Raw genomic sequence first — 21,846 nt, forward strand, 5'->3', positions numbered from 1 at the left:
AAACGACCGCGATTGGCTGATGGCGCAGCTTAAGCCCGTCATCGACGACTACCGTTTGCCGGTGATTGCCATCGATTACTGTCCCGATGCCGACCGGCAGTGCGCACGGGACACGGCCGCGCGCATCCGCGACAAGGGGCTGATTCCCTACGTGACCGATCCGGGGCTGCAACGCGTCGGCATCGGCGCGCGCGAGCCCATGCCGCGGCGTGTGTTGATACTGCAAGACCCCGCGCCGGAATTGAGCTTGAATGTCTCGGACGGCGTGCGTTTTTTGGCCATGCCGCTCAATTACCTGGGGTACGGCCTCGACTATGTCAACGTCAACCGGGATGCGCTGCCCGAAGGGCCGCTCAGCGACCGCTACGCCGGTGTCGTGTTGTGGCTCAATGACCGTGTCAGCCAGCCGGAGCGGCTGCGTCAATGGGTCGCGCGTCAGATCGCCGACGGTGTGCATGTGGCGTTCTTTGGCTCTTTCGGCATGCCAATGGCTGGCCAGTTTGCCCAGACGCTTGGTCTGGCGGCGGCGAGCGGCGACGCCGATGGCCGATTAAGCGTTGTGCACGCCGATCCGCAATTGATGGGCTTCGAGATGCCGCCGACGCCGGACGCGCACGATTACACGCCGGTGCAGGTTCGCGCGGACAGCGGCGGGCGATCGCTGCTGCAACTGCGCGCCGGCGAGCTGCACATGGACGCGGCGGCGATCATGCCCTGGGGCGGTTACGTCATGCGCCCGTTCGCCGTGTTCTCCCTGGATGACTTGAATCAGGCGCGCTGGGTGGTGCAGCCGTTCGCGTTCCTGCGCGAGGCGCTGCGTTTACCGGACATGCCCGCGCCGGACCCGACCACGGAAAACGGTCTGCGCTTGTTCATGACGCATATCGATGGCGACGGCTTCGCCTCGAAAGTCGAATTTCGCGATGCCGACGGGGATACCTATTCCGGCGAAGCGCTGTACCACGTGCTCAAACAGTACGGTCTACCGGCCACGGTGTCGGTGATCGAGGGTGAAGTCAGCGACGAAGGGCCGAATGCCGCCGAGGCGCCGCGGCTGCGCGCCGTTGCGCGGCGGATTTTTTCCCTGCCCAACGTCGAGATGGCCAGCCACACCTATACCCATCCTTTGCCGTGGATGCAGATCACGGGGCAGGGCACCTCCACCAACGATTACGACCATACCGAGGGCAGCGGCGGTGTGCCGACGGCCAATGGCTTGTCGATCAACGTGCGCGGCTATCATTTCAATCTGGAGCGCGAGATCGGCGGCTCGGTCGCGGGCATCAACCGGCTGATGGCGCCGCCGGGGAAGCGGGTGAAGGTGTTGCTGTGGAGCGGCGATTGCCAAGTGCCGTCGGTGGCGCTCAAAGCCGCGTACGACGCCGGCGTGCTCAACATGAATGGCGGCGACACGCTGATTACCCGCAGTGACCCGAGCTTAACCGAGGTGGCGCCGCAGGGCGTGCAGAAAGACGGTTATTACCAGGTGTTCGCCCCCAATCAAAACGAAGAGGAATACACCGCGTTGTGGCAGGGGCCGTATTACGGTTTCCGCCGCGTGCTGGAAACCTTCGACATGACCGGGCGCCCACGCCGGCTCAAGGCGATGGACGTGTACTACCATATGTTCACCGGCACCAAGCAAGCCTCGCTTTCGGCGCTGCACACGGTGCTCGCCAACGTGGCTGAACAGCCGATCCATCCGGTATTCGTCTCCGATTACGCGCGCAAGGTGTTGGATACGCAAGCGACCAGCGTGGCGCGCGACGGTGCATATTGGGTGGTGCGCACTGCCGGCTGGCTGCGCACCGTGCGCCTTGCGCCCGGGTGGGCGCCGGATCTGGCGGACGCCGTGGGCGTGGCCGGGTTTCTGCCGGGGCCGGACGGCGTGTACGTGCATCTGACGGGGGGGGGCGAGGCGCGCTTTCGCCTGATTCCGCTGGATCGCGCCAATACCTGGACGGAGCCGTGGCTTGCCAGCGCCAATGGCCGCATCGAGGCGTTTACGCGCGAGCCCGGCCGCTTGTCGTTCACGCTCACTTCGTATGTCGCGCCGCGTTTCAGCTTGGCGGGCGCACGGACCTGCCGCGTGCGCATCGATGGCAAGGGGGCGGAGGGCGAGACACGCGAGGACGGGCGTTTCTTTAGTCTGGGTCAGGCCGGCGTGCCGGTGGCCGTCACGGAGCAAAGTGTTCGCATCGATGTCGACTGCCGCGCCTAAACGATTACGGTTGATGCCGCCGTACCAGCTCATTGGGCTCGCGCTCTTGCTGGTGCTGCTGCTGGCGCTGATGTTTCCGCGCCAGTCGCTGCAGACGCGCTTGCTCGGCCCGGCGCAGTCCGACGAGTTGGCGATCGCCTATCTGGAAGCCTGGCAGCGTGTCGAGCCGGACAATCCCGACGTGCTCGCCACGTTGACGCGCGAATACTTGAAAGGCCAGCGCGCCGGCGACGCCGAGCGGCTGATCGCGCGCTTGCGCGCGTCGCGCGACCCGGTGGCCCGGCAGGACGCGCTGTTGATCGAGATCGGTCTTGCCCAGTCCGCCTTGTTCGCCGACCACGAACCGGCGATCAGACAGGCGCGCACGGCGGATCTGGCGCGGCTGCTCACGCAGGCCCTGCCGCTGCCGTGGCGCAACGATCAATTGGAGGCGCTGGCCCGCACCGCCCGTCAAAGCGATTTGGCGGCCATCACCGATGGCTTTTATGTCAAGCTGGCCGGCCGCGAGCCGGCGCGTGCCGCTTACTGGTGGCGCGGCGCCTGTACGCTGCGCCTTGAGCAGCGGCAGTATGCCGGCGCCGCCGACGCCTGTCTGGCCGCCCAGGCCCATGCCGCTACGCCGGCACAGGCCCGCGAGGCGTTCCTCGCCGCGCTGCGCGTGCTGCAAATGGGCAACCTGCTGCCACAGGCGCTTGAGGTGGCCGAGCGGCATGGCGACGGTTTGCTCGGCGACGCGGATACCTTGCGCTTTCTGACCCAGCTCGCGCTGGCCGGTGGCCGTCCCGATCTGGCGCAGACGTATGTGCGCCGCCTTTTGAGCGCCGATCGCGCGGCGCCGGCGAGCGCGCCCGCTGGCGCCGCGCGCGTCATGCCGATGGCCTGGGTACTGCCGGCCTCCACCGCGGTGTGGTCGGATGCGTCGACGCCGCCGGCGCCGGGCCGCAAGGTGATTATCGTCGATCCGGCGCTGTATCTGCCTGCCGCCGCGCCGCAACGGGTGGCGCTGACCCAGGATCTGCCCGCGGGGGGGCAAAACGCGGCCGACCTCGATCTGGCTTATCGCGTCTTCATGGCCAACGGCAATCTGGCCGATGCGGAAAAGATCGCCAGGCAGGCGCTCGACAACCACATGGACCCAACGCGCTGGCGCCCGCGCCTGGCGCAGGCGGCGCTATGGAACAGCGACCCCGCCACGGCGCTGGCGCAGTTCCTGCAGATCGCCGACGGCAGCCATGACGAACGCCTTTGGCGGCAAATCGAAACCCTGGCCCAAGGGTTGAACGATGCCGGCGCGCAGTTGCGGGTCTATCAACACCGGCTGGGTGAGCATCCGGGGGATGTGGCCCTGATCGATAAAATCGTGGCCGCTTATGAATTGTTGGGCCAGCCGGAAACCGCGCTGGATTTTCTGCAAGCGCGAAGCGCTGGGCCCAACCGCGCGGCCGTGTTGTCGCGCCTGGCGAATCTGGCGCTGCGCGCCGGGCACGATCAGCTGGCGATCGACACCTGGCGGACGCTCATGCGCATCGATGGCCCGAAGCCGGCCTATGCGCTGGCGCTGGCGCAACAGGCCACTGCCCGCGCCCAATTCAGCGACGCCATGGCACTGTTGCAGGAGGCGCGGCCGGCCGCCACGCCGGCCGACGCCGACTATTGGCACATGTATGCGTCGTTGGCCGCCATCATGCAGGATCGCGGCGCCCTGGATCTCGCCAGCCGGCAATTGCAGGCTGGCGGCAATCTGGACGACACCGCCACGCAGCGCTGGCTCGATACGCTCGATGATCATCCCGCGGACGAGGCGCAAAGCGCGCTGCAGCAATACCGGAAAAATGGCAATCCGAGTCTGTTGGCGCGCGCGCTGTCGGCTCAGCAGCGCTTGGGAGAACGTGGCCGCGCCCAGGCGCTGCTGGCGGGGTTGAGCGGGGCCGAGCGCGAGCGTGCCGAGAACAATGTCGATTTCCTGTTGGCGCGCGCCGATTACGCGCAATGGACGGGCATGCCGGCGCGCGCGCTGGCCGACTGGGCGCATGCGGGACGGCTCGCGCCGGAGCGGACCGACGTCGTGGCGGCATGGGTGAGCGGCTTGACGGTCATGGGGCGGCACAAGGCGCTGTCGGCGTTGCTGCCGCGTTACGCCGGCATGGCGGAAAACGACTCCGTTCTGCTTGACGTGTATGCCCAGGCCTGGATGGCGTTGGGCGCGCCGCGCCGCGCGCTGCATTATTTTGATCTGGCCCGCGCAGGCCATGAGCGCGACCCGCTCTGGCAAATGTCGTACGCCGAGGCGCTGGAGCAGGCGGGGCGCCCCGGCGCCGCATGGCAATTACGCTACCGCGTCTGGCGCGATCAGCTGCCGGATCAACTGGCGCGGGCGGGGCGGCAGGAACGTCGCGATATCCTGTTGGCCAACCTCGTGAGTCTCGACAATACCTTCGCCGGCGGCGACCAAGGTCTGGCGCGCCTGCGCGGCGGGCTTGCCCCGTACGCCAACGCGGCCATGCCGCCGTCGCTGACCGACGCCGCGACCAACTGGGCGCAAGCGCACGATGCCGACGCGTTGGCGCGTGCTTGGCTCGCGCAGCACTATGCCAACTGGCAGGCCCAGCCGGCGCAGACGCAATTCGCCTTGGCGCGCGCCGATGGCGACCGCGCGGGTCTGGAACAACTGCTGGCGGCCAAGCCCGGGCAACTGTCGACGGAAAGCCGCATCGAGGCGTTGTCGCAAACCGGCCGCGCGGATCAGGCGCGCTACGAAGCGTTCGCCGCCGCCGAGCGTCAGCCGGACAGCGACGATGCGCGCGAGGCGCTGCGCGATGCCTGGCTGGACGATAACCAAACCGTGACGTCCAGCTGGCGCGGCGTGCGTCAAAATGGCCTGAAATACGATGAATTCGGTCTGAGCGCCGGGATGCGGCTGGATCAGCGCCAAGCGTTGACGTTGTCGTTCAACCAGCGCATCCAGCGTACCGACCCGACTCAGCTGCCCGGTGCCCCCGGTCTCGACCATACCGCCGCGCTCGGCTATCGCGTGGGCGACCGCGATGCCAACGCGATGGTGACCGTGGCGGCACGCCAGAGCTGGCGCGCCATCACGCCGGTTCGGCTCGACGGCGAGCTCGCGGCGAGCGACGCGTTCAGCTTCAACTATGCGCTGGGCAGCGAACAGCAGGCGGACGAAACCAGCCAGCTGCTGTTGGGCGGGATGAAGAATCTGGCGAGCGTCGGCGTCAACGCGCGGCAGCGGCGCTGGTTCGCCAGCGGACGCGTGGAGGCCGACCGGTTTTATCTGCAGGACCGTTCCTTCCTGGGCGAGGGCGTGCAGGAGAGCATTGATGTCGGTTATAAATTCCGCATCGGCTATCCGGATTACACGCTTCATCTGACCTCGGTGCACGGACAATACAGCGCGTATGGCTCGCCCTCGGCGGACGGGGTGCAGCTGGTGCCGGACGGCACGCCGCTGCCGGCCGCCGCCATCATGCCGCAAACCTTTACCCAGACGGCATTGTTGTTCAGTGTCGGCACCGAGCTGCCCAATGGCTACAGCCATGCGCTGCGTCCTTACCTGGAGGCGGGGCCGGCCTACGACACGCGCGCCCAGTGGGGCGGCATGGTCAATGTCGGCCTGGTGGGCTCGGTATTCGGCCGCGACCGTCTGACGATCTATTACCAGCACTCGGACATGGATGCGCAAGGGGCCGCGCCGGTCACCGAGGTCGGAGTGCGCTATAGCTGGTTTTACTAGGAGTCGATCATGAAAAGCCATGTTGTCAAAACGCTGTCGATCCTCAGCTTGTCGCTGGGGCTCGCGGGCTGCGCGAGTCTTGATGCCTCGCCCACGCCGGTGTTGTTGTCGACACGCGATTGGGCCGTGCTGCCGCTGGAAAACCTGACCGACACGCCGATGGCGGGGCAGCGTGCCGCGGCGTTGGCGGCCTCGGTGCTCGCCGCCGGCGGCGTCGAGAACGTGCAGCGCTATGCCGCCGAGAGCGGCGAGGAGAACCTGTTCGAACCGGCGAGCGCCGATGCGCGCGCCAAGTCGCTGGCCTGGGCCCGCGCGGAACACGCGCCGTACGCGTTGACCGGTTCGGTGGTCGAATGGCGCTACAAGGCGGGGGTGGACGGCGAGCCGGTGGTGGGGCTGACCTTGCAACTGATCGAGGTCGACAGCGGCAAGGTGGTGTGGAGCACCAGCGGCCACCGCGAAGGCTGGGGCAACGATTCGTTGGCCGGCATCGCCACGGCGCTGGAGCGCAAATTGCTCGTGCCGTTGACGGACGCGGCGGCGCATCGCTAAGCCGGGAGATGGGGATTGTCAGCACAAGAACGCAAAGGCAGTCAGCGCGCGAAGGCGTTTAAGCGCCGCCGGAGCGCCATCGGACAAGGTGGTTCGCGCTGGGTCGAGTTGATTGCTTCCGAGCGGCTGCAGAAGCGGCCGGTTCCGCTGATCATGCTGGAAACCGTCTTGGCGACCGCGGTGGTGTTGATCGCGCTCAGGTTTGCCGACCCGGCCGACCCGATGCTGATCGGCGCCGGGTTCGGCTGGGTTTGGCTCGTGCCGCTGGTGTGCGCGTTGCGCTACGGCCTGGTGCAGGGCGTGTTGTCGAGCCTCGTGCTGCTGGGCGGCTATTATCTGCAGGCGCCGGCCGACGCGCGCTTTCCGTTGCCGTTCTTCCTCGGCGGCATGACACTGGTGTTGATCGGCGGGCAGTTCGGCGATACTTGGGGCAACAAGCTGCGCCACATGCGCACGGTGACCGATTATCTGAACGAGCGCCTCGGCGTTTTGACCAAGAGCCATTTCCTGTTGCGGCTGTCGCACGAGCGGCTGGAGCATGACCTGTTGTCGCGTCCGGCATCGTTGCGCGACTCGCTGTCGCAGCTGCGCGCGCTATCGTTCCAAAGCGAGGGGTTAAGCCAAGGCCAGGACGATGCGCCGCTCAAGGCGCACGCCCGTCGCTTTCTAGAAGTCACTGCCCATGCCTGCCAGCTGGAGCGGGCGCAGCTGCACGCCTATCGCCAAGGCCAGCTCGAAACCGAGCCGGTGGCGGCCGCCGGCGCGCCTTTCGCGCTCGACCGCGACGATATCCTGCTGCGCTTCGCGCTGGAGCACGGCACGCTGGCCCATGTGCAGAGTAAGCAGCTCGCGCCCGGCATCCACACCGACTACATCGCGGTCGCGCCGATCTGCGACGCGCAAGGCGAGATGCTGGGCGTGCTGGTGGTGCGGCACATGCCGTTCATGGCGCTGACCGAGGAGAACCTACAGCTGATGCTGGTGTTGTGCGGCTATTATGCCGACGGCGTGCGCCACGGCGCCGTCTCTGGCCTGCTGTTGTCGGTGTACCCGAGCTGCCCGCATGACTTCGCCCTCGACTTCGCGCGGCTGGTGCATTTGTACGGCTCCGCGGGCGTCGCCTCGTCGCTGGTGGCGCTGACTTTCGCCAAGGACGATGCCGGCCGGACGCTGTTTGACCATGTGCAGATGAGCCGGCGCTCGCTGGACGTGCAGTGGGTGATTCCCGGCGCGGATCGCGACGCCATTCTGGTGTTGATGCCCTTGTCGGGCGAGAGCGCGGTCGAAGGGTTCCTGTTGCGCATCGAGGAGAGCATGCGCGCGCAATTCGGCATCGACTTCGAGAGCGGCCACGTGTCGGTCAACACCATGCCGTTGCCGACCGAGTCGCCGGCGCAAGGCCTGGCCGCTTTCTTCCGCCGGTGCCAGATCCATGTCTAACGTGCTGGTCGGCCAACGGGTGCTCAAGGCCTTGCCGCGGCTGTTGCCGAGCGTGCTGCTGCAAGGCTACGTGTTGCTGCGCCTATTGACCGCGCCGCCAGACGCCGCGTCGGCGGGCTGGATGATCCTGATGCTGTGCTTGCAGGCCTTGGCCGCGTTGTTGGCCACGCCGGCGGCGATGACCTTGCTGCCGCGCCGCTTTAAACATCGTCCGCGCCTGACCGCGCTGTTTCTGTGGAGTTATCTGTTCACCGTGCCGATCGGTGGGCTATTGCTGACCTGCGGCGCGTTGGCGCTGGCGGCGATGTTGCCGCAAGAGCCGCCGGATTTGCCGATCAAGCTCACGCAAGTGCCGCAGTTTTTGGCGCAGCAGGCCACGGCGACTTTCGGCCGCGGCGCGCACCTGAAGTCGGTGCTGCAAAGCGGGGTTGCGGCCACGTCGTTTCGCATGAACGCGTTGATGGCCATGCAGGCCATGCCGATGCGCACGGTGTCGCCGCTATTGCGCACCATGCTCGACGACCAATTCGAGGACATCCGCTTGCTGGCCTTCTGGATGCTCGACCGGCAGGAGAAGGGCCTGACGCAGAAAATCCTCGAACAGCTGCCGCGGCTGCAGTTGACGCTGAGCAAGGCGGAGCGCTACCAGGCCAATAAGGCGCTGGCGCTCTTGTATCACGAGTTGGTGTATTCCTATCTGGTACAGGGCGACGTGTACCGGCACGCCGCGCGCGAGGCGGACCGTTACGCCGCCGAGGCGCTCAAGATGATGCCGGGCGATGCCGCGCTGTGGCGGCTGCGCGGGCGCTTGGCGCTCGACCGCGGCGATACCACGCAAGCGGTGGCGATGCTGGATCAGGCGATGCTGCACGGTTTCGACCGCCGGCGTCTGCTGCCCTATCTGGCCGAAGTGGCCTATCTCGACCGCGACTATCAACAAGTCAAAGCGCTTTTGGCCGAACAGTCGGTCGCCGGAGCCGTGCCGATTCTGCAGCCGGTGATCCGCTATTGGAGGGACCCGCGATGAGCGTGGTGGTGCGACAGGCGGAACGCGCCGACGTGGCCCTGTTGTTGGAGGGAACCTTCCCCTACGTGCGCGGCGGGGTTTCCAGTTGGATCAATCAAATGATCCGCGCTTTCCCCGATCTGCGCTTCGCCATCGTGTTCATCGGCAGCTCGCCGGATAGTTACGGCGACATGGCCTACGCTTTGCCGGACAACGTGGTCCATATGGAATGCCACTATCTGTTCGATTTCGGCGCCGACGCGGCCCAGCGCCCGCATAAGCCGAGCGTGCGCGGCGATGCCGCGGCGTTCGAGCTCGTGGCCGAGTTGCACGGCAAGCTGAAGAGCCCGCAAGGCAAGCACCACGCCAGCAGCGTGCTGCGTCAGGTTATGCCGCTCATGCAACCGGGCGGCAAGCTGTCGGCCGATGTGTTCGCCCATTCGGACAAGGCCTGGCAATTTTTGACCGACAATTACCGTACCTTCTGCACCGACCCGTCATTCACCGATTATTTCTGGACCGTGCGCATCATGCACATGTCGATCTGGAAGCTGGCGGCGGTGGCCGAAGGGCTGATTCCGACCAGGATCTACCATACGGTGTCGACCGGTTATGCCGGTCTATTGGGCGCGATGCTGCATGAGCGGCGCGGACAGCCGCTGTTGGTGTCAGAGCACGGCATCTACACCAAGGAGCGCAAGATCGATTTGTTCCAGAGCCAGTGGATTCGCGACAACCGCAGCGTGTTCGAACGCGATGCCGCGCAGATCGGCTATTTCCGCGACCTGTGGATGCGGTTTTTCATGGCGTTGGGACAAATGTGCTATGACGCCGCCGACGATATCGTGGCGTTGTATGAGGGTAATCGTCAGCGTCAGATCGGCGACGGCGCGCCGCAGGCGAAGACCTGCACCATTCCCAACGGCATTCAGCTGGAGCGCTTCGCCCGGCTGCGCGCCGCCCGGCCGGCGGCGGTGCCGCCGGTGTTGTGCCTGATCGGACGCGTGGTGCCGATCAAGGACGTCAAGACCTTCATCCGCGCCATGCTGACGCTGCTCGACGCGATGCCGGAGGCCGAGGCTTGGATCGCCGGCCCCGACGACGAGGATGAGGATTACGCCAACGAATGCCGCCGCTTGGTGGCGAGCCTGGGGCTGTCTGACAAGGTCAAGTTCCTGGGGATGCAAAACGTCGAACATTTGCTGCCGCAAATCGGTCTCGTGGTCTTGAGTTCGATCTCCGAGGCGCTGCCGCTGGTGGTGCTGGAGGGCTTCGCTGCCGGCGTGCCGTCGGTCACCACCGACGTCGGCGCCTGCCGCGAGTTGATCGAAGGGGCCCCGGGCGACGATGCCAAGCTTGGCGCTGCCGGCGAGGTGGTGCCGATCGCCAATCCCGGGGCCCTGGCCCAGGCGGTGCTGTCGCTGTTGCAAAGCCCGGAGCGCTGGCATGCCGCGCAGCGCGCCGGGATTGCCCGGGTCGAGCGCTATTACACCCAAACGATGATGGTCGATGCGTACCGCGGGCTGTACGACAAGCTGCTCGCGCGCGGCGGGGAGGGGGGCTGATGGCCGGTATCGGATTCGAATTGCGGCGGATGTTGCGGCGCAATTCGCTCGCGGGGTTGATGCAGGCTTATGCCTACGCCGGGCTGATCAGTGCCGGACCGTGGATGTTGTCCATCGTGGGCATTCTGCTCATCGGCGTGTTGAGCCTGCCCTTTGTGGTGCCGACGGTTCTGATCGCCCGGTTCCAGGTCTCGGTCACGTACTTGATCGCCGCGAGTTTGATCCTGACCGGCCCGTTTCAACTGGCTTTCACCCGCTTCACCGCCGACAGGTTGTACGAAGAGCGCGAGGATCTGGTGTTGTCCAATTTCCATGGTGTCGTGCTGATCACCAATGGCGTGGCGCTTCTCTTCGGCGTGCCGACCGTGCTGTGGCTGTTCCCGGGGCAGTCCGGCGTTTACCGCTTGTTCATGCTGAGCGGCTTTGTGATTCTGGCCAATATCTGGATCTCGGCGATCTTTCTGTCCGGCCTGAAACGCTATATGCACATCCTGCTGGTGTTCCTGGTGGGCTACGGCACCACGGTGGTGGCGTCGCTGGCGCTCAATACGCATGGGCTTGAGGGGTTGCTGGCCGGATTCGTGCTCGGTCAGGCGGTGCTGCTGTTTGGTTTGGTGCTGCTGATTTACCGCGCCTTTCCCGGCCGCCATTTCATTTCGTTCGAGCTCTTTCAACGCGGCGGCCGTCACCCCGCGCTGATGGGCATCGGCCTGCTCTATAACCTGGGCATCTGGATCGACAAGCTGATGTTCTGGTACGCGCCCGCCACGGGGCAGCAGGTGATCGGTCCGCTGCGCGCCTCGCTGATCTACGACATGCCGGTGTTCCTGGCCTACTTGGCGATCATTCCCGGCATGGCGGTGTTCCTGATGCGCATCGAAACCGATTTCGTCGAGTATTACGACGCCTTTTACAGCGCCGTGCGCGAGGGCGCCTCGCTGCAACACATCGAGAACGTGCGCAACGGCATGGTCGATGCGCTGCGCACCGGCTTGTACGAAATCGCCAAGGTGCAATCGATCGCCGCCATTCTGCTGTTCGCCAGCGGCGCCCAACTGCTGCGCTGGCTCGGCATCTCGGTGCTGTATTTGCCGCTGTTGCAGGTGGACGTGATCGCCGCCAGTCTGCAGGTCGTGTTGCTCGGCGTGATCAACGTCTTTTTCTATCTCGACAAGCGCCGGGTGGTGCTGGCGGCGACCGGCGGCTTTTTGCTGTTGAATGTCGTCTTGACCGCCGTGACCCTGGAGCTGAACCCCGCCTGGTATGGCTATGGCTTCGCCGGCGCCATGCTGATCTCGGTGGTGATCGGGCTCGCCTTGCTGGATTACAAGCTCGACCGGCTGGAATACGAAACCTATATGCTGCAGTAGTGTCTGTTGGCTTTCGTTAAGCGCTTCGTGTGGCTAGCTGTGTGTTTTTTGTATATAGTCGCGCGATGCGCTGAGCCAGAACCACCCTTACGGATAGCCTCCAACGGAAAAAATGCGAAACAGTTTTACCCCGACCTCGTCGTCCAATGATTTCCCCGCCGTGCCTCTGGCGCTGTTCCTGATTCTCTGTCTTGTCTGGCTGTTGCCGGGCCTGATCGGTCATGAGCCGTGGAAGCCGGACGAGGCCTATACCTTCGGCTTGGTGCGCCATATCGCTGCGACCGGCGATTGGGTGGTGCCGACGCTGGCCGGCGAGCCGTTCCTGGAAAAACCGCCGCTGTTCTTCATCAGCGCGAGCCTGCTGATGCAGGCGTTCAGTGCTTGGCTCAACCCGGCCGACGCCGCGCGCCTGGCTGCCGGCCTTTGGATGGCCGTCGCTTTCGGCGGCCTGGCGTTAGCGGCGCGGAGCCTGTTTGGCGCGTTTGCCGGCCGCTGGGCCGTCATTCTGCTGCTGGGGTGTGTGGGCTTGCCGCTGCGCGCCCATCAGATGATTACCGATACCGCGTTGTTCGCCGGTTTCAGCTGGGGGATGGCGGGGCTGTGCATGGCGCGGCAGCGCCCGGGACTCGGCGGGATATTGCTGGGCGCCGGCGGCGCGGTGGCCTTCCTCAGCAAAGGGCTGCTCGGGCCTGGCTGTCTTGGGGTGAGTGCGGTGGGGCTTTTGGCGCTGCGGGATTATCGCAACCGGGCTTATCTCAAAACCTTGTTCTTGGCGCTGATCGTCGGTGTGCCGCTACCGCTCTGGTGGGCGCTGAGCCTGTATCGTCACGACCCGGCGCTGTTTTGGACGTGGCTTAGCGCCAACAACTTCGGCCGCTTCAGCGGCAAGTCGCATCTTGGCCCGCACGCGCAGCGGTTGTTTTATTTCCGCACGCTGCCATGGTATGGCTTCCCGGCCTGGCCGTTGGCGCTGTGGGCAGCTTGGCTCGCCTGGCGCGGCCGCCTGTCCGCCACCGCCGACACGTTGCGCGCGCCGGCGATGTTGTTGCTGGTGACCTTCGCGGTGCTGAGCGCGTCGGCCGACGCGCGCGAGCTGTACACGATGCCGCTGCTGGCGCCGATTGTGTTGCTGGCGGTCGGCGCGCTGCCCGCCGGCAGCGGCGGCGGCTGGCGTTGGGCGTCGGGCTTCGCCACGGGGCTGTGCCTGCTGAAACTGGTGTTGCTGGTCACCGCGGCGGTCGCTTTGTCCAGCGGCCATCCGGCAGGCCTGTTGCACTGGCTGCAGCGGCGCCACCTGGGCGAAGGCCCGCTGGCCTGGCACCCGATCACTTGGTTGGCCTTTGGGGTGATCCTACTGGTGGTTGCCCTGCTATGGCGCCGTATCCCGGCGCCGTCCGCCCAAGGCTTTGTCTGGCGCTGGAGTTTGAGTCTGACGTTGACGTGGGGCGTGTTGGCGACGTTGTGGCTGCCGGCGTTGGATTACACCAAGAGCTATCAAGCGACCTTTAGCCCACTGGCGCCGCGCCTGCAGGTCATTCGCGCCGCGGGCGGCTGCGTGGCGAGCCTGGGCCTGGGCGAGCCGCAGCGCGCGTTGTTGGAGTATTACGCCGATTTCCGCACGCTCAGGCTGGAGACGCAACCCGCGGCGCACCAATGCCGCTGGCTGCTGGTGCAGACCTTGCACGACCAGCTGCCGCCGTTGCCGCCGAGCACGCTGGTGCTGACCACGCAGCGCCCCGGCGACGACGAAGAGCGTTTCTATTTGTACCGGCTGCTGTAGTAGAACCGCTAGCAAGCCACATTTCGCACTTGGGTAGTGTGCGTTCGCAAAGCAACGCACGGCCCCAGAGCCCACACAAGCCGTGCATTGCCTGCGGCGAATGCATGCTACAAGACTTGTGCGCATGTCTTCGGCGGCGTCAGGCCGCCGGCAGCCACGCCACGCGTCCGTCGCTGGCGTGGGCTTGCGCAAACGGCAGTCCGTACAACTTCCGCAGCATCTCCGCTTGTAGCGCCGCGGCCGGCAAATCGCCGGCCAGCCGGCCCTCTTTGAGCAGCAATAACCGATCGAAATAGCGCATCGCGTGGTTGATGTCGTGCAACACGGCCACCACCGCGTGGCCGCGTTCGCGCGCGAAGCCGTCGAGTTGACGCGACAGGCGGTGTTGCAGCCCCGGGTCGAGCGCCGAGAGCGGCTCGTCGACCAGGATCAAGCCGGGGGCCGTATCCCATAGCTGGGCGAATACCCGCGCCAAGTGCACTCGCGCCGCCTCGCCGCCGGATAGCGTGTCGATGCGCCGCGCGAGCAGATGCTCGCAGGCCGCCTGGCGCGCGGCGGCGGTGACGACGGCATCGGCGGATGACGCGTCGTCGCCCAGGCGGCCCAGCGCGATGACCAGATCGGCGCGCAGACCGAACGCCACCTGATGCGACTGCGGCAGCACGCCGCGGCGCCGGCTCAGGGCGGCGGGCGTCCAGCGCGATAGACAGCGGCCGTCCAGACGCACACTGTCTGCCGGCAAGTCGAATTCCCCCGCCATCAGCCGCAGCAGGCTGGATTTGCCGGCGCCGCTGGGGCCGAGGATCGCCACGCGTTCGCCTGGGCCGATCGCCAGGCTGAAGGGGCCGATCTCCTGTCCGGGCCTGGCCAGCCGGCAGTGTTGCAGTTGCAGCAGAATATCCATGGTTCAGTTCCGTTGGGCCGCGTGCGCGTGGAGCAGCGATAGAAAGAACGGCACCCCCAATAACGCGCTGAACAAGCCGACCGGCATGTCCGCGGGAGCCGCCAGCGAGCGTGCCAGCGTGTCGGCCAACAGCAGCAATAGCGCGCCGATCAGCATGGCGAGCCTGGCGCTCTGGCGTTGATCTGCGCCGGCAAGCCGGCGGGCGATGTGCGGCGCGATCAGCCCGATGAAGCCGATCATGCCGCACCAGGCCACGGCGATGCCGGCCAATAGCGCCACGCGCAGCACCACGGCGCCGCGCAGCCGGGCGACCGACACGCCGAGGTGGCCGGCCACCGCCTCGCCCAGCGCCAGCGCATTGAGCTGGCCATTGAGGCGGGTCAGACGCCAGAGGCAGGGGACGATGATCAGCGCCATCAGCCCCGTCAGCGTCCAATTGGCGGCGGCGAGCGAGCCGAGCGTCCAGAACGACAGGCTGCGCAGCTGCTCATCGTCGGCCAGGTAGGTGCATAGCCCGACCACCGCGCCGGCGAGGGCGTTCAGCGCGATGCCGCAGAGCAATAGACCGGCGAGCGAACCCGGCGCCAGCCAGCGCGCTAGCCGCTCAAGCCCCAGGCACACGCCGAGCGCGCCGGCGAACGCCGCCACCGGCAGCAACAACAGGCGCGGGCCGGGCGGCAGCGCGAGCTCCGCCGCGAGTACGATGCACAATGCCGCGGCGCAGGCGGCGCCGCTGGTGACGCCCAAGAGACCGGGGTCCGCCAGCGGGTTGCGGAACAGTCCCTGCGTCAACGAGCCGGCGAGCCCCAGCGCCGCGCCGACCAATAGCGCGAAGGCCAGGCGCGGCAGGCGCAATTGCCACAGCACCCAGCCGCTGCCGGTCAACGGGCCGTTAAACGGCGCGAGCCAGTCGCGCCATCGGATGGCGACGGCGCCATACTGCGCGCACAAGAGCACCAGGATCAGGGTGGTCGCGCCGAGCGCCAGCGCATGGTGGCGCGCGCTCATGCCGGCGGCTCCGCGCGCAGACGTTCGGCCAGTTGCGCCACCGCCTGCGGCAGCCTCGGTCCGAAGCCAAGCAGTTGCAAGGCGTCTTGTGCCAGTACCCGGCGCTTTTTACCCGCGGGTGTCTGCGCTACGCCCGGTAGGTGCAGGATGCCGTCGATGCCGCCGGCTGCGGCGAGCCCCTGATCGGTCAGTAGCAGCGCGTCGGGCCGGGCGGCCACGACGGCTTCGGCCGACAAGGGCTTGTAGCCGTTAAACCCAGAGAGCGCGTTGACCGCGCCGGCATAGCGCAGCATCGCGTCGGCGGCGGTGTCGCCGCCGGCGACCAGCCACTGCCCCGGCGTGGTGGCGAGAATGAACAGGACGCGCGGCGGCGGCGGTGTTTGCGCCAGGCGTGCCTGCAGCGCTTGCCAATCGCGGCTGAGCGTGGCCGCGAGCCGCGCCGCCGGCGCGTCGAGACCGGTCAGCCGCCCGACCTGCGCCACGCGCGAGAGCAGGCCCTCGTAGCGATGATTGGCCGCGAGCACGTGCACCGGCACGCCGGCGGCGGCGACTGTGCGCAGCACGGCCGGCGGCCCGGCGTCCTCGCTCGCCAGCACCGCGGTGGGCGCGAGCGACAACAGGCCTTCGGCCGACAGCGTGCGCGCGTAGCCGACGCTGGGCAGCTTCTGAGCGGCGGCGGGATAGCGCGAGGTGGTGTCGACGCCGACCAATAGGCGTTCACCGCCCAGCGCGTAGACGATCTCGGTGAGCGCGCCGCCGACGCAAATCAGGCGGGGCGCGCCGGCGGCGCCGGCTCGTGGGACGCAGAGCCCCACGCCGAACGCCGCCATGCTCTTGAGCAGCGTGCGCCGCAATGGTGTCAAGCTTGGCATGGTTCGGCCTCTTCCTGCAGCCAGGCAAGCAGCGCGCGCCAATCTTCCCGCTCGCGGACGCCGGGTTTGCGCACGCCGAACAGCATGGCGACGGTCTTGCCCTCGGCGTTGAACAACTCCAGCGACGACACCAGGCCATCGCGGGTGGGTTTGCGCACGAGCCATGCGTCGGTGACGCGGTCCTGGCGCAGATGCAAGTTGAAGCCCTCGTCCATGACGTTGATCCATGCCCCTTGCACGAACACCCGTTTCACCGGGCCGCTGTGAATCTGAATCGTGCCCGGGTTGCCGGTGAATACCATGATCGGTACGCCGCGCCGGGCGGCTTCCGACAACAGCAGCGTGATGGCGTTCGGTGCCAGCGCGCTGGCGAAACGCGGTTCCGCCAGCCGCAGCGCTTGACGGCGCGAGACGCCGAACCGCTTGAGCAGCGCGAAAAAATCGTGCGTGTCGCGCAATGAGGCCCACGCGTGGCAGAGCCCGGCAACGTCGACTTGCGCGTCGGGGCGTTCCGCTTCGGCGAGCGGGCGCCGCTGCGGCGCCAAGCCCGGCGCTTGGCTTGCGTGCGTGAAACGGGCAACCAGATCGTTCCAGCCGGCGGCATCGGTGCTGGTCCGGCGGAAAATCTTGTGCACGGCGTCACCATACCGGTCGTAGAACTGTAGGCTCTGCTGTGGCGCGCCGCAGCCGGTGTCTTCCACGGCATAGCCGTGGGCCCAGGCGGTGAAGAATAGCCGTAGGTCGATGGCCTCGCCCAACACCAGACCGGTGGCGCCGTCATGGCTGAACGGCCGGTAGACGCCGAGTTTTTCGTGCACGCAGTCGTCGTTGCGGGTCAAGGCCAGTACGTTGCCGAGCATGGCGAGTTTGGCGAAGAGCGCCGGCCAATCGGCGTGCAGTACGGTGGCGTGCAGCGCCGCCGGCGCGGCGGCGCCGACGTGCGCGGCGACGAGTTCGCCTTCGCTGAGTCCCAACTCGGTCGCGACGTCGCGTTGCCGGGCGCCGTGTTGCCGGCGCGCCTGGGCAACGTGCTGTCGGAGAATGGCGTAGTCCATGGCGGTTCCTTTAGAAGTGATAGCGGGCGGCGAGGTAGGCGCTGCGCCCCGGAGCGGTCCAGGCGTCGGCATAGAGGCCGTTGCTGGCCAGGCCGCGCACGTCCGACCAGCGCCAGTATTTGCGGTTGAAGACGTTGTTGATGCCGGCGTTGATCGTCAGCGCCTTGACCGGTTTCCAAAACGCGCCCAGATCCATGGTGGTCCAGGCCGGCGGGGCGAACTGGCTGCCATTGGCCGGTGGGGCGATGTCGCTGCTCGACTTGCCGTTGGCGTGCTGCACGGTGGCGTTGCCGCCCCAGCGCTCGGCGTCGTAGGCCAGTGTCAACAGCGCTTTGAGCGGCTCGATGGTATTGAGCGGTTGCGATACGCCATTGGCGTTGCTGTCGCCGCGGGCTGCCGCCACGCCGGCTTTCAGCCGCCAGCGCTCGTCGATGAACCATTCGGCGCGCGCTTCCCAGCCGCGGATGCGGGCATCGTTCAGGTTGACGTACTGGAAGACGGAAGGATTGCTCGGTGTGCCGGCGCCACTGACGATTTGCTGCGAAATCAGGCTGTCGTAGCGGTTGTCGTAGTACGCCAGCGAATAGCGCAGGCGGTCGAGTTTGCCGCGTAGACCGACCTCGACGCTATTGGCGCGCTCGGCCTTGAGATTGGGATTGCCGATGCTGGTATAGCCGAAGACCGGGTTGCTGAAGTTGCTGTTGACCTGATCCGGCGTCGGGGCGCGGAAGCCGCGCGACCATTGCGCGTAAGGCGCCAGTTGCGGCAACAGGCGCCACACTGCGCCGAAGCGGGGCGACCAGGCCTGGTCGGACAGCGTGACGATGCTGCCGCTGTAGCCGGCGGCGGACGGGGCGAGCCGGTATTGGTCAAAACGCAGACCCGGCACCAGGCTTACGGCGCCCAGTTCGATTTCGTCCTGCAAGAAGGCGCCGCCCTGGGTGTAGGCGGTGTCGGGGAAGGCCTTGGACGGATAGGTGGTGCCCATGGGCGGGACGGTGCCGTTGAGCGGGCTTTCCACCTGCGACTGGCTCCAGTCGAGACCGTAGCTCAACCGTTGCTTGGCCGCGCCGGTCAAGGTGCTCTGGCCGATGCTGCTCAGGCCGAACGTGTTGCTGATATAGGCGTTGTCGCGTGTGCGGTCGGCCGCGCTGTAACGGTCTTCCGCGGTGAGCTGCGCCACCTTGGCGCGCTGCCAGTAGATCTGCGTGTCGAGTTGTTGCATCCAGGCGTTGCCCGGGGCGTTGAATTGGTGCTTGAGCGACACGCGATCACGTTCGACGCGGTCGTCTGTCTGCAAATCGACCGTGCTGGTGGCGCTATAGGGCGGCACGGCGCGCGCGGAATAGACTTCGGTCTGTTGCCGGTGGCGGAACGACTCCACCGTCAGACCCAACTGGTTGAACGCGTCCAGTTGGCGCTGCAGTTTGCCCAGTACGTTGCTCATGCCGGTGTCGGCCGGGTTGGGCGCGGTGCGTGTGGCGTCCTGGGCGGTATTGCCGCCTTGGTTGCCGAGTTCGTGGCCGGCGCTATAGCTGACCTGCAGCAGCGAACCCCAGCCGTCGCCTTGCGCCGCCACCCCGGCGGCGTTGGTCCACGAGCGGTCGATGCTGCTGTAGCCGCTGTTGACGAACCCGCCCGCCGTTTGCCCGTCCTGCAGCAAATCCCGCGGTTCGATGGTGTGGAAGAACACCGCGCCGCTTAAGCCATCGCTGCCGTATTGCGTCGAGGCGGGGCCGCGCAGCACCTCGGCTTTCCTGAACCCGCTGATGTCCAGATAATCGCCTCGGCCGGTGGCGAAGGCGCCGAAGGCGAAGCTGGCGGGCACGCGGATGCCGTCGACCATCATCAGCACCTGATTGCCTTCCAGACCGCGGATATTGATGCTTTCGTTGCCCGCGCGGGCGGTGCTGTTGCCGCCGATGCTATAACGGTTCGGCCCGAGCGGCACCGTCACGTCCAGCTCGTCGGCGAAGAGATCCTTGATGTCGCGCGCGCCGCGCGCTTCGGCGTCCTGCTGCGTGATGACGGTGACGGTGGCCGGCACGTTGTCGAGCCGGCGCTCGGTGCGGGTGGCGCTGACGGTGATCTCCTCCAGCATGGCGTGTGTATCCGGCGGCGAACCGTCTTCGGCGAAGGCCGTGGGGGCTAAACCGACGAACAGGCTCATGGCGAACACGGTGCGTCGAGAGCGAGGGTGCGGGAAGGGCATGGTTATCTCTGTTGTCGTGGAACGAGCGACGATTGTAAATGATAATCATTCGCATTTAAAGGCAAAGCAGCAGAGATCGGCGCCGCGCCCACGGCGCGGCCGTTCAGCGGAGTGTCAGAAGTGTTCCCAGCCCTGCAGGTAGCGCCATTGTCCGGCGGGTAGTTGACCCAGGGCGAGACGGCCGATGCGGATGCAACGGACCGCGCGCGCCGGGCAGCCGAGTTCGGCGCACAGCGCGGCAATGCGGCCGGGGGCGGGTTGCGGCATGACCAGCCGCAACTGGCGGTCGCCTTGGCGGCTGAGTTTGCCGTCCTTCAGCGACGGTAAGGCGTCGCGCGGCGGCGCCGCGTCCACGGTGATCAGAAATTCCATTTCGCAGCTGGCGAGTTTTTTCAGCAAACGGCGGTCTTGGGTCAACGCGACCAGGCCGCCGCAGTCGTCGGCGGCGCCGTAAGCGTGCAAGTCGCGCAGATGCCTCGGCAGGAAAACCAGCTCGCTGCGATCGTCCTGCCAGCGGGTGTCGGCATTGATGCGTGTGCGCCAGGCGGCGGCATCGCCCGCGGCGCGGTGATAGAGCAGGGTGACCGGAGCTTCCGACAACGGCGCGGCCGAACGGACGAGCTCGATCTGTTGTTCCGGGCGCACGCGGCTGCCCAGCACGCGCACGATCTCGCCATCGACCTTGACCAGGCCTTGCTCGATATATTCGTCGGCCTCGCGCCGCGAACAAAGTCCGAGTTCGACCATGCGCTTGGCCAAACGCACACTGCCGGGTTGGTCCATGAAGCGATCCTCTCTCTGGGGTGGTGGGCGATTATCCGCCAGCGCCTTGGCCGCCACAATTAAATATTGACAGCTACCTTGTAATGCAAGGTAGTGTGTCATATATTGCAGCTTGACGCGTTCGTCATCCATGGTGAGGAAACATGAAGACTCAGTTGCGCAAGGGCACGTTGGAGATGTGCGTGCTGGCGGTGCTGGCCCATCAAGACAGTTACGTGTACGAGATCGTCGGCCGCTTGGCCGAGCGCATGGAAATCAGCGAAGGCACGATCTATCCGCTGATGCGCCGCCTGCAGGCGGATGAATGGGTGACAACCTATCTGACCGAGTCCAGCAGCGGGCCGGCGCGCAAGTACTACACGCTGACCGCGTCCGGACGGGCTGCGCTCTTGGCCATGCGGGGCGAATGGGACAGTTTTGTCGCGGAAATCAATGCCGTGCTGGGAGAGGGCGGCGCCGACAAGGAGAACACACATGAAGCGTGATGCATTTTTGGAGCGGCTGGCGCGGGCGCTGGCGGCCTTGCCTGCGACGGAGCGGGACGAGATCCTGGCCGATTACCGCGCTTATTTCGATGATGCCGAGGCCGATGGCCGCAGCGAGGCGTCGGTATGCCAGGCGCTGGGCGAGCCGGAGCGGCTGGCGCGCGAACTGACCGCCGAGCGCAAGTTGCGCCAGTGGGAGCGGCATAAGACGCCCGGCAATCTCGGGCAGGTGCTGTCGGCCTTGGCGGGGCTGAGCGTGCTCAATCTGCTGTTGGTGTTTCCGTACCTGATCGTGATGACGGTGTTGTCCTGCCTATGGCTCGGCGCGCTGATGGTGCTGTTGACCGGGGTGCTGTTCACCGGCGGCTGGGTCAGCCACGCGCTGACCGGCTGGCCGGCGCTGCATCGCATGGTGATCAACGACAGCGGTATCGGACCGATGGTGATCGGCGGCAGCACCAACATCACCATCGATGGCAGCCATCATGACCACGTGGTGATCCGCACCGACGCGAGCACCGGCTCGGTGCGCGTCATGGCGCGCGACGACAGCGGCACCTTCTTGCTGCAAAACGCCTCGGACGGCACGGTCGAGCGCATGACGGCCAGCGGTCCGCTCGGTACGGTCATGCTATCCGGCATGCCTCAAGGGACGCCGTTCGGCATCCTGGTGGTCGGTCTGGTGCTGATGCTGATCGGCGGTTTGGGCAGCTTCCTCGGCTGGAAGGTGCTCAGCACGCTGTGGCGCGGGACCGGGCAGTGGCTGCGCTGGCAGGCGAGCTGGTTGCGTTCGGAGGGCCAGGCGCCGCCGGTCTGAGACGGCGTCGCCTTGCGGATACGGTCCG

The 21,846-nt window shown here is 66.5% G+C and carries 16 protein-coding genes; 10 read left to right on the plus strand and 6 right to left on the minus strand.

What is annotated here, in order from left to right; genetic code table 11:
- The 8 genes from JOZ06_RS10780 to JOZ06_RS10815 all read left to right on the plus strand — a co-directional run.
- On the plus strand, positions 1–2,221 hold a 2,221-nt coding region (locus tag JOZ06_RS10780), incomplete at its 5' end, for a polysaccharide deacetylase family protein (RefSeq protein WP_293232260.1).
- A gap of 13 nt (positions 2,222–2,234) precedes the next feature.
- The gene (locus tag JOZ06_RS10785) at positions 2,235–5,969 is read left to right on the plus strand and encodes a tetratricopeptide repeat protein (protein WP_293232262.1); all 3,735 of its coding nucleotides are present in this window, start codon (positions 2,235–2,237) and stop codon (positions 5,967–5,969) included.
- A 9-nt stretch (positions 5,970–5,978) separates the two neighbouring features.
- Complete coding sequence (locus tag JOZ06_RS10790; protein WP_293232263.1) at positions 5,979–6,521, plus strand: hypothetical protein; 543 nt, start codon at positions 5,979–5,981, stop codon at positions 6,519–6,521.
- A 15-nt stretch (positions 6,522–6,536) separates the two neighbouring features.
- A complete protein-coding gene (locus JOZ06_RS10795; RefSeq protein WP_293232264.1) occupies positions 6,537–7,961 on the plus strand; it encodes a PelD GGDEF domain-containing protein in 1,425 nt (474 codons plus the stop codon).
- Positions 7,954–8,988, plus strand: coding sequence for a hypothetical protein (locus tag JOZ06_RS10800; RefSeq protein ID WP_293232265.1), 1,035 nt, complete (start codon positions 7,954–7,956; stop codon positions 8,986–8,988). Before JOZ06_RS10795 ends, JOZ06_RS10800 begins: the two co-directional genes overlap by 8 nt.
- A complete protein-coding gene (gene pelF, locus JOZ06_RS10805; RefSeq protein WP_293232266.1) occupies positions 8,985–10,532 on the plus strand; it encodes a GT4 family glycosyltransferase PelF in 1,548 nt (515 codons plus the stop codon). Before JOZ06_RS10800 ends, pelF begins: the two co-directional genes overlap by 4 nt.
- On the plus strand, positions 10,532–11,902 hold the full coding sequence (gene pelG, locus JOZ06_RS10810; RefSeq protein ID WP_293232267.1) for an exopolysaccharide Pel transporter PelG: 1,371 nt from the start codon (positions 10,532–10,534) through the stop codon (positions 11,900–11,902). The genes pelF and pelG overlap by 1 nt, the downstream gene beginning before the upstream one ends.
- Before the next feature lie 112 nt (positions 11,903–12,014).
- Positions 12,015–13,682, plus strand: a complete 1,668-nt coding sequence (locus JOZ06_RS10815) for a hypothetical protein (RefSeq protein WP_293232268.1) — start codon at positions 12,015–12,017, stop codon at positions 13,680–13,682.
- Positions 13,683–13,821: 139 nt separating this feature from the next.
- Here the strand turns inward: JOZ06_RS10815 and JOZ06_RS10820 are convergent, their stop codons facing one another.
- The 6 genes from JOZ06_RS10820 to JOZ06_RS10845 all read right to left on the minus strand — a co-directional run bounded on the left by JOZ06_RS10820 (position 13,822) and on the right by JOZ06_RS10845 (position 20,516).
- Positions 13,822–14,586 carry an ATP-binding cassette domain-containing protein gene (locus JOZ06_RS10820; RefSeq protein WP_293232269.1) on the minus strand — a complete coding sequence of 255 codons (765 nt, stop codon included), beginning with the start codon at positions 14,584–14,586 and terminating at the stop codon, positions 13,822–13,824.
- 3 nt (positions 14,587–14,589) lie between these two features.
- Entirely contained in the window at positions 14,590–15,594 is a 1,005-nt protein-coding gene (locus JOZ06_RS10825; protein WP_293232270.1) for an iron ABC transporter permease, read from the minus strand.
- Complete coding sequence (locus JOZ06_RS10830) at positions 15,591–16,466, minus strand: ABC transporter substrate-binding protein (RefSeq protein WP_293232271.1); 876 nt, start codon at positions 16,464–16,466, stop codon at positions 15,591–15,593. Before JOZ06_RS10830 ends, JOZ06_RS10825 begins: the two co-directional genes overlap by 4 nt.
- A complete protein-coding gene (locus tag JOZ06_RS10835) occupies positions 16,454–17,521 on the minus strand; it encodes a ChuX/HutX family heme-like substrate-binding protein (RefSeq protein ID WP_293232272.1) in 1,068 nt (355 codons plus the stop codon). Before JOZ06_RS10835 ends, JOZ06_RS10830 begins: the two co-directional genes overlap by 13 nt.
- Positions 17,522–17,531: 10 nt before the next feature.
- Complete coding sequence (locus JOZ06_RS10840) at positions 17,532–19,733, minus strand: TonB-dependent hemoglobin/transferrin/lactoferrin family receptor (protein ID WP_293232273.1); 2,202 nt, start codon at positions 19,731–19,733, stop codon at positions 17,532–17,534.
- 114 nt (positions 19,734–19,847) lie between these two features.
- Positions 19,848–20,516, minus strand: a complete 669-nt coding sequence (locus JOZ06_RS10845; RefSeq protein WP_293232274.1) for an RNA pseudouridine synthase — start codon at positions 20,514–20,516, stop codon at positions 19,848–19,850.
- 143 nt (positions 20,517–20,659) lie between these two features.
- On the opposite strand from JOZ06_RS10845, the gene JOZ06_RS10850 reads away from it, so the two are divergent.
- Complete coding sequence (locus JOZ06_RS10850) at positions 20,660–21,001, plus strand: PadR family transcriptional regulator (RefSeq protein WP_293232275.1); 342 nt, start codon at positions 20,660–20,662, stop codon at positions 20,999–21,001.
- Positions 20,991–21,818, plus strand: a complete 828-nt coding sequence (locus tag JOZ06_RS10855) for a DUF1700 domain-containing protein (protein WP_293232276.1) — start codon at positions 20,991–20,993, stop codon at positions 21,816–21,818. The genes JOZ06_RS10850 and JOZ06_RS10855 overlap by 11 nt, the downstream gene beginning before the upstream one ends.
- Positions 21,819–21,846 lie beyond the last annotated feature (28 nt).

The organism is Paludibacterium sp., from assembly GCF_019232825.1.
In the GTDB taxonomy this organism is placed as follows: domain Bacteria; phylum Pseudomonadota; class Gammaproteobacteria; order Burkholderiales; family Chromobacteriaceae; genus Paludibacterium.

What these genes read in the sequence shown, in the direction of transcription:
- JOZ06_RS10785 (WP_293232262.1), top strand. Translation starts at nt 2,235, where the DNA reads ATGCCGCCGTACCAGCTCATTGGGCTCGCGCTCTTGCTGGTGCTGCTG.
- JOZ06_RS10790 (WP_293232263.1), top strand. Translation starts at nt 5,979, where the DNA reads ATGAAAAGCCATGTTGTCAAAACGCTGTCGATCCTCAGCTTGTCGCTG.
- JOZ06_RS10800 (WP_293232265.1), top strand. Translation starts at nt 7,954, where the DNA reads ATGTCTAACGTGCTGGTCGGCCAACGGGTGCTCAAGGCCTTGCCGCGG.
- pelF (WP_293232266.1), top strand. Translation starts at nt 8,985, where the DNA reads ATGAGCGTGGTGGTGCGACAGGCGGAACGCGCCGACGTGGCCCTGTTG.
- pelG (WP_293232267.1), top strand. Translation starts at nt 10,532, where the DNA reads ATGGCCGGTATCGGATTCGAATTGCGGCGGATGTTGCGGCGCAATTCG.
- JOZ06_RS10815 (WP_293232268.1), top strand. Translation starts at nt 12,015, where the DNA reads ATGCGAAACAGTTTTACCCCGACCTCGTCGTCCAATGATTTCCCCGCC.
- JOZ06_RS10820 (WP_293232269.1), bottom strand. Translation starts at nt 14,586, where the DNA reads ATGGATATTCTGCTGCAACTGCAACACTGCCGGCTGGCCAGGCCCGGA.
- JOZ06_RS10825 (WP_293232270.1), bottom strand. Translation starts at nt 15,594, where the DNA reads ATGAGCGCGCGCCACCATGCGCTGGCGCTCGGCGCGACCACCCTGATC.
- JOZ06_RS10830 (WP_293232271.1), bottom strand. Translation starts at nt 16,466, where the DNA reads ATGCCAAGCTTGACACCATTGCGGCGCACGCTGCTCAAGAGCATGGCG.
- JOZ06_RS10835 (WP_293232272.1), bottom strand. Translation starts at nt 17,521, where the DNA reads ATGGACTACGCCATTCTCCGACAGCACGTTGCCCAGGCGCGCCGGCAA.
- JOZ06_RS10840 (WP_293232273.1), bottom strand. Translation starts at nt 19,733, where the DNA reads ATGCCCTTCCCGCACCCTCGCTCTCGACGCACCGTGTTCGCCATGAGC.
- JOZ06_RS10845 (WP_293232274.1), bottom strand. Translation starts at nt 20,516, where the DNA reads ATGGACCAACCCGGCAGTGTGCGTTTGGCCAAGCGCATGGTCGAACTC.
- JOZ06_RS10850 (WP_293232275.1), top strand. Translation starts at nt 20,660, where the DNA reads ATGAAGACTCAGTTGCGCAAGGGCACGTTGGAGATGTGCGTGCTGGCG.
- JOZ06_RS10855 (WP_293232276.1), top strand. Translation starts at nt 20,991, where the DNA reads ATGAAGCGTGATGCATTTTTGGAGCGGCTGGCGCGGGCGCTGGCGGCC.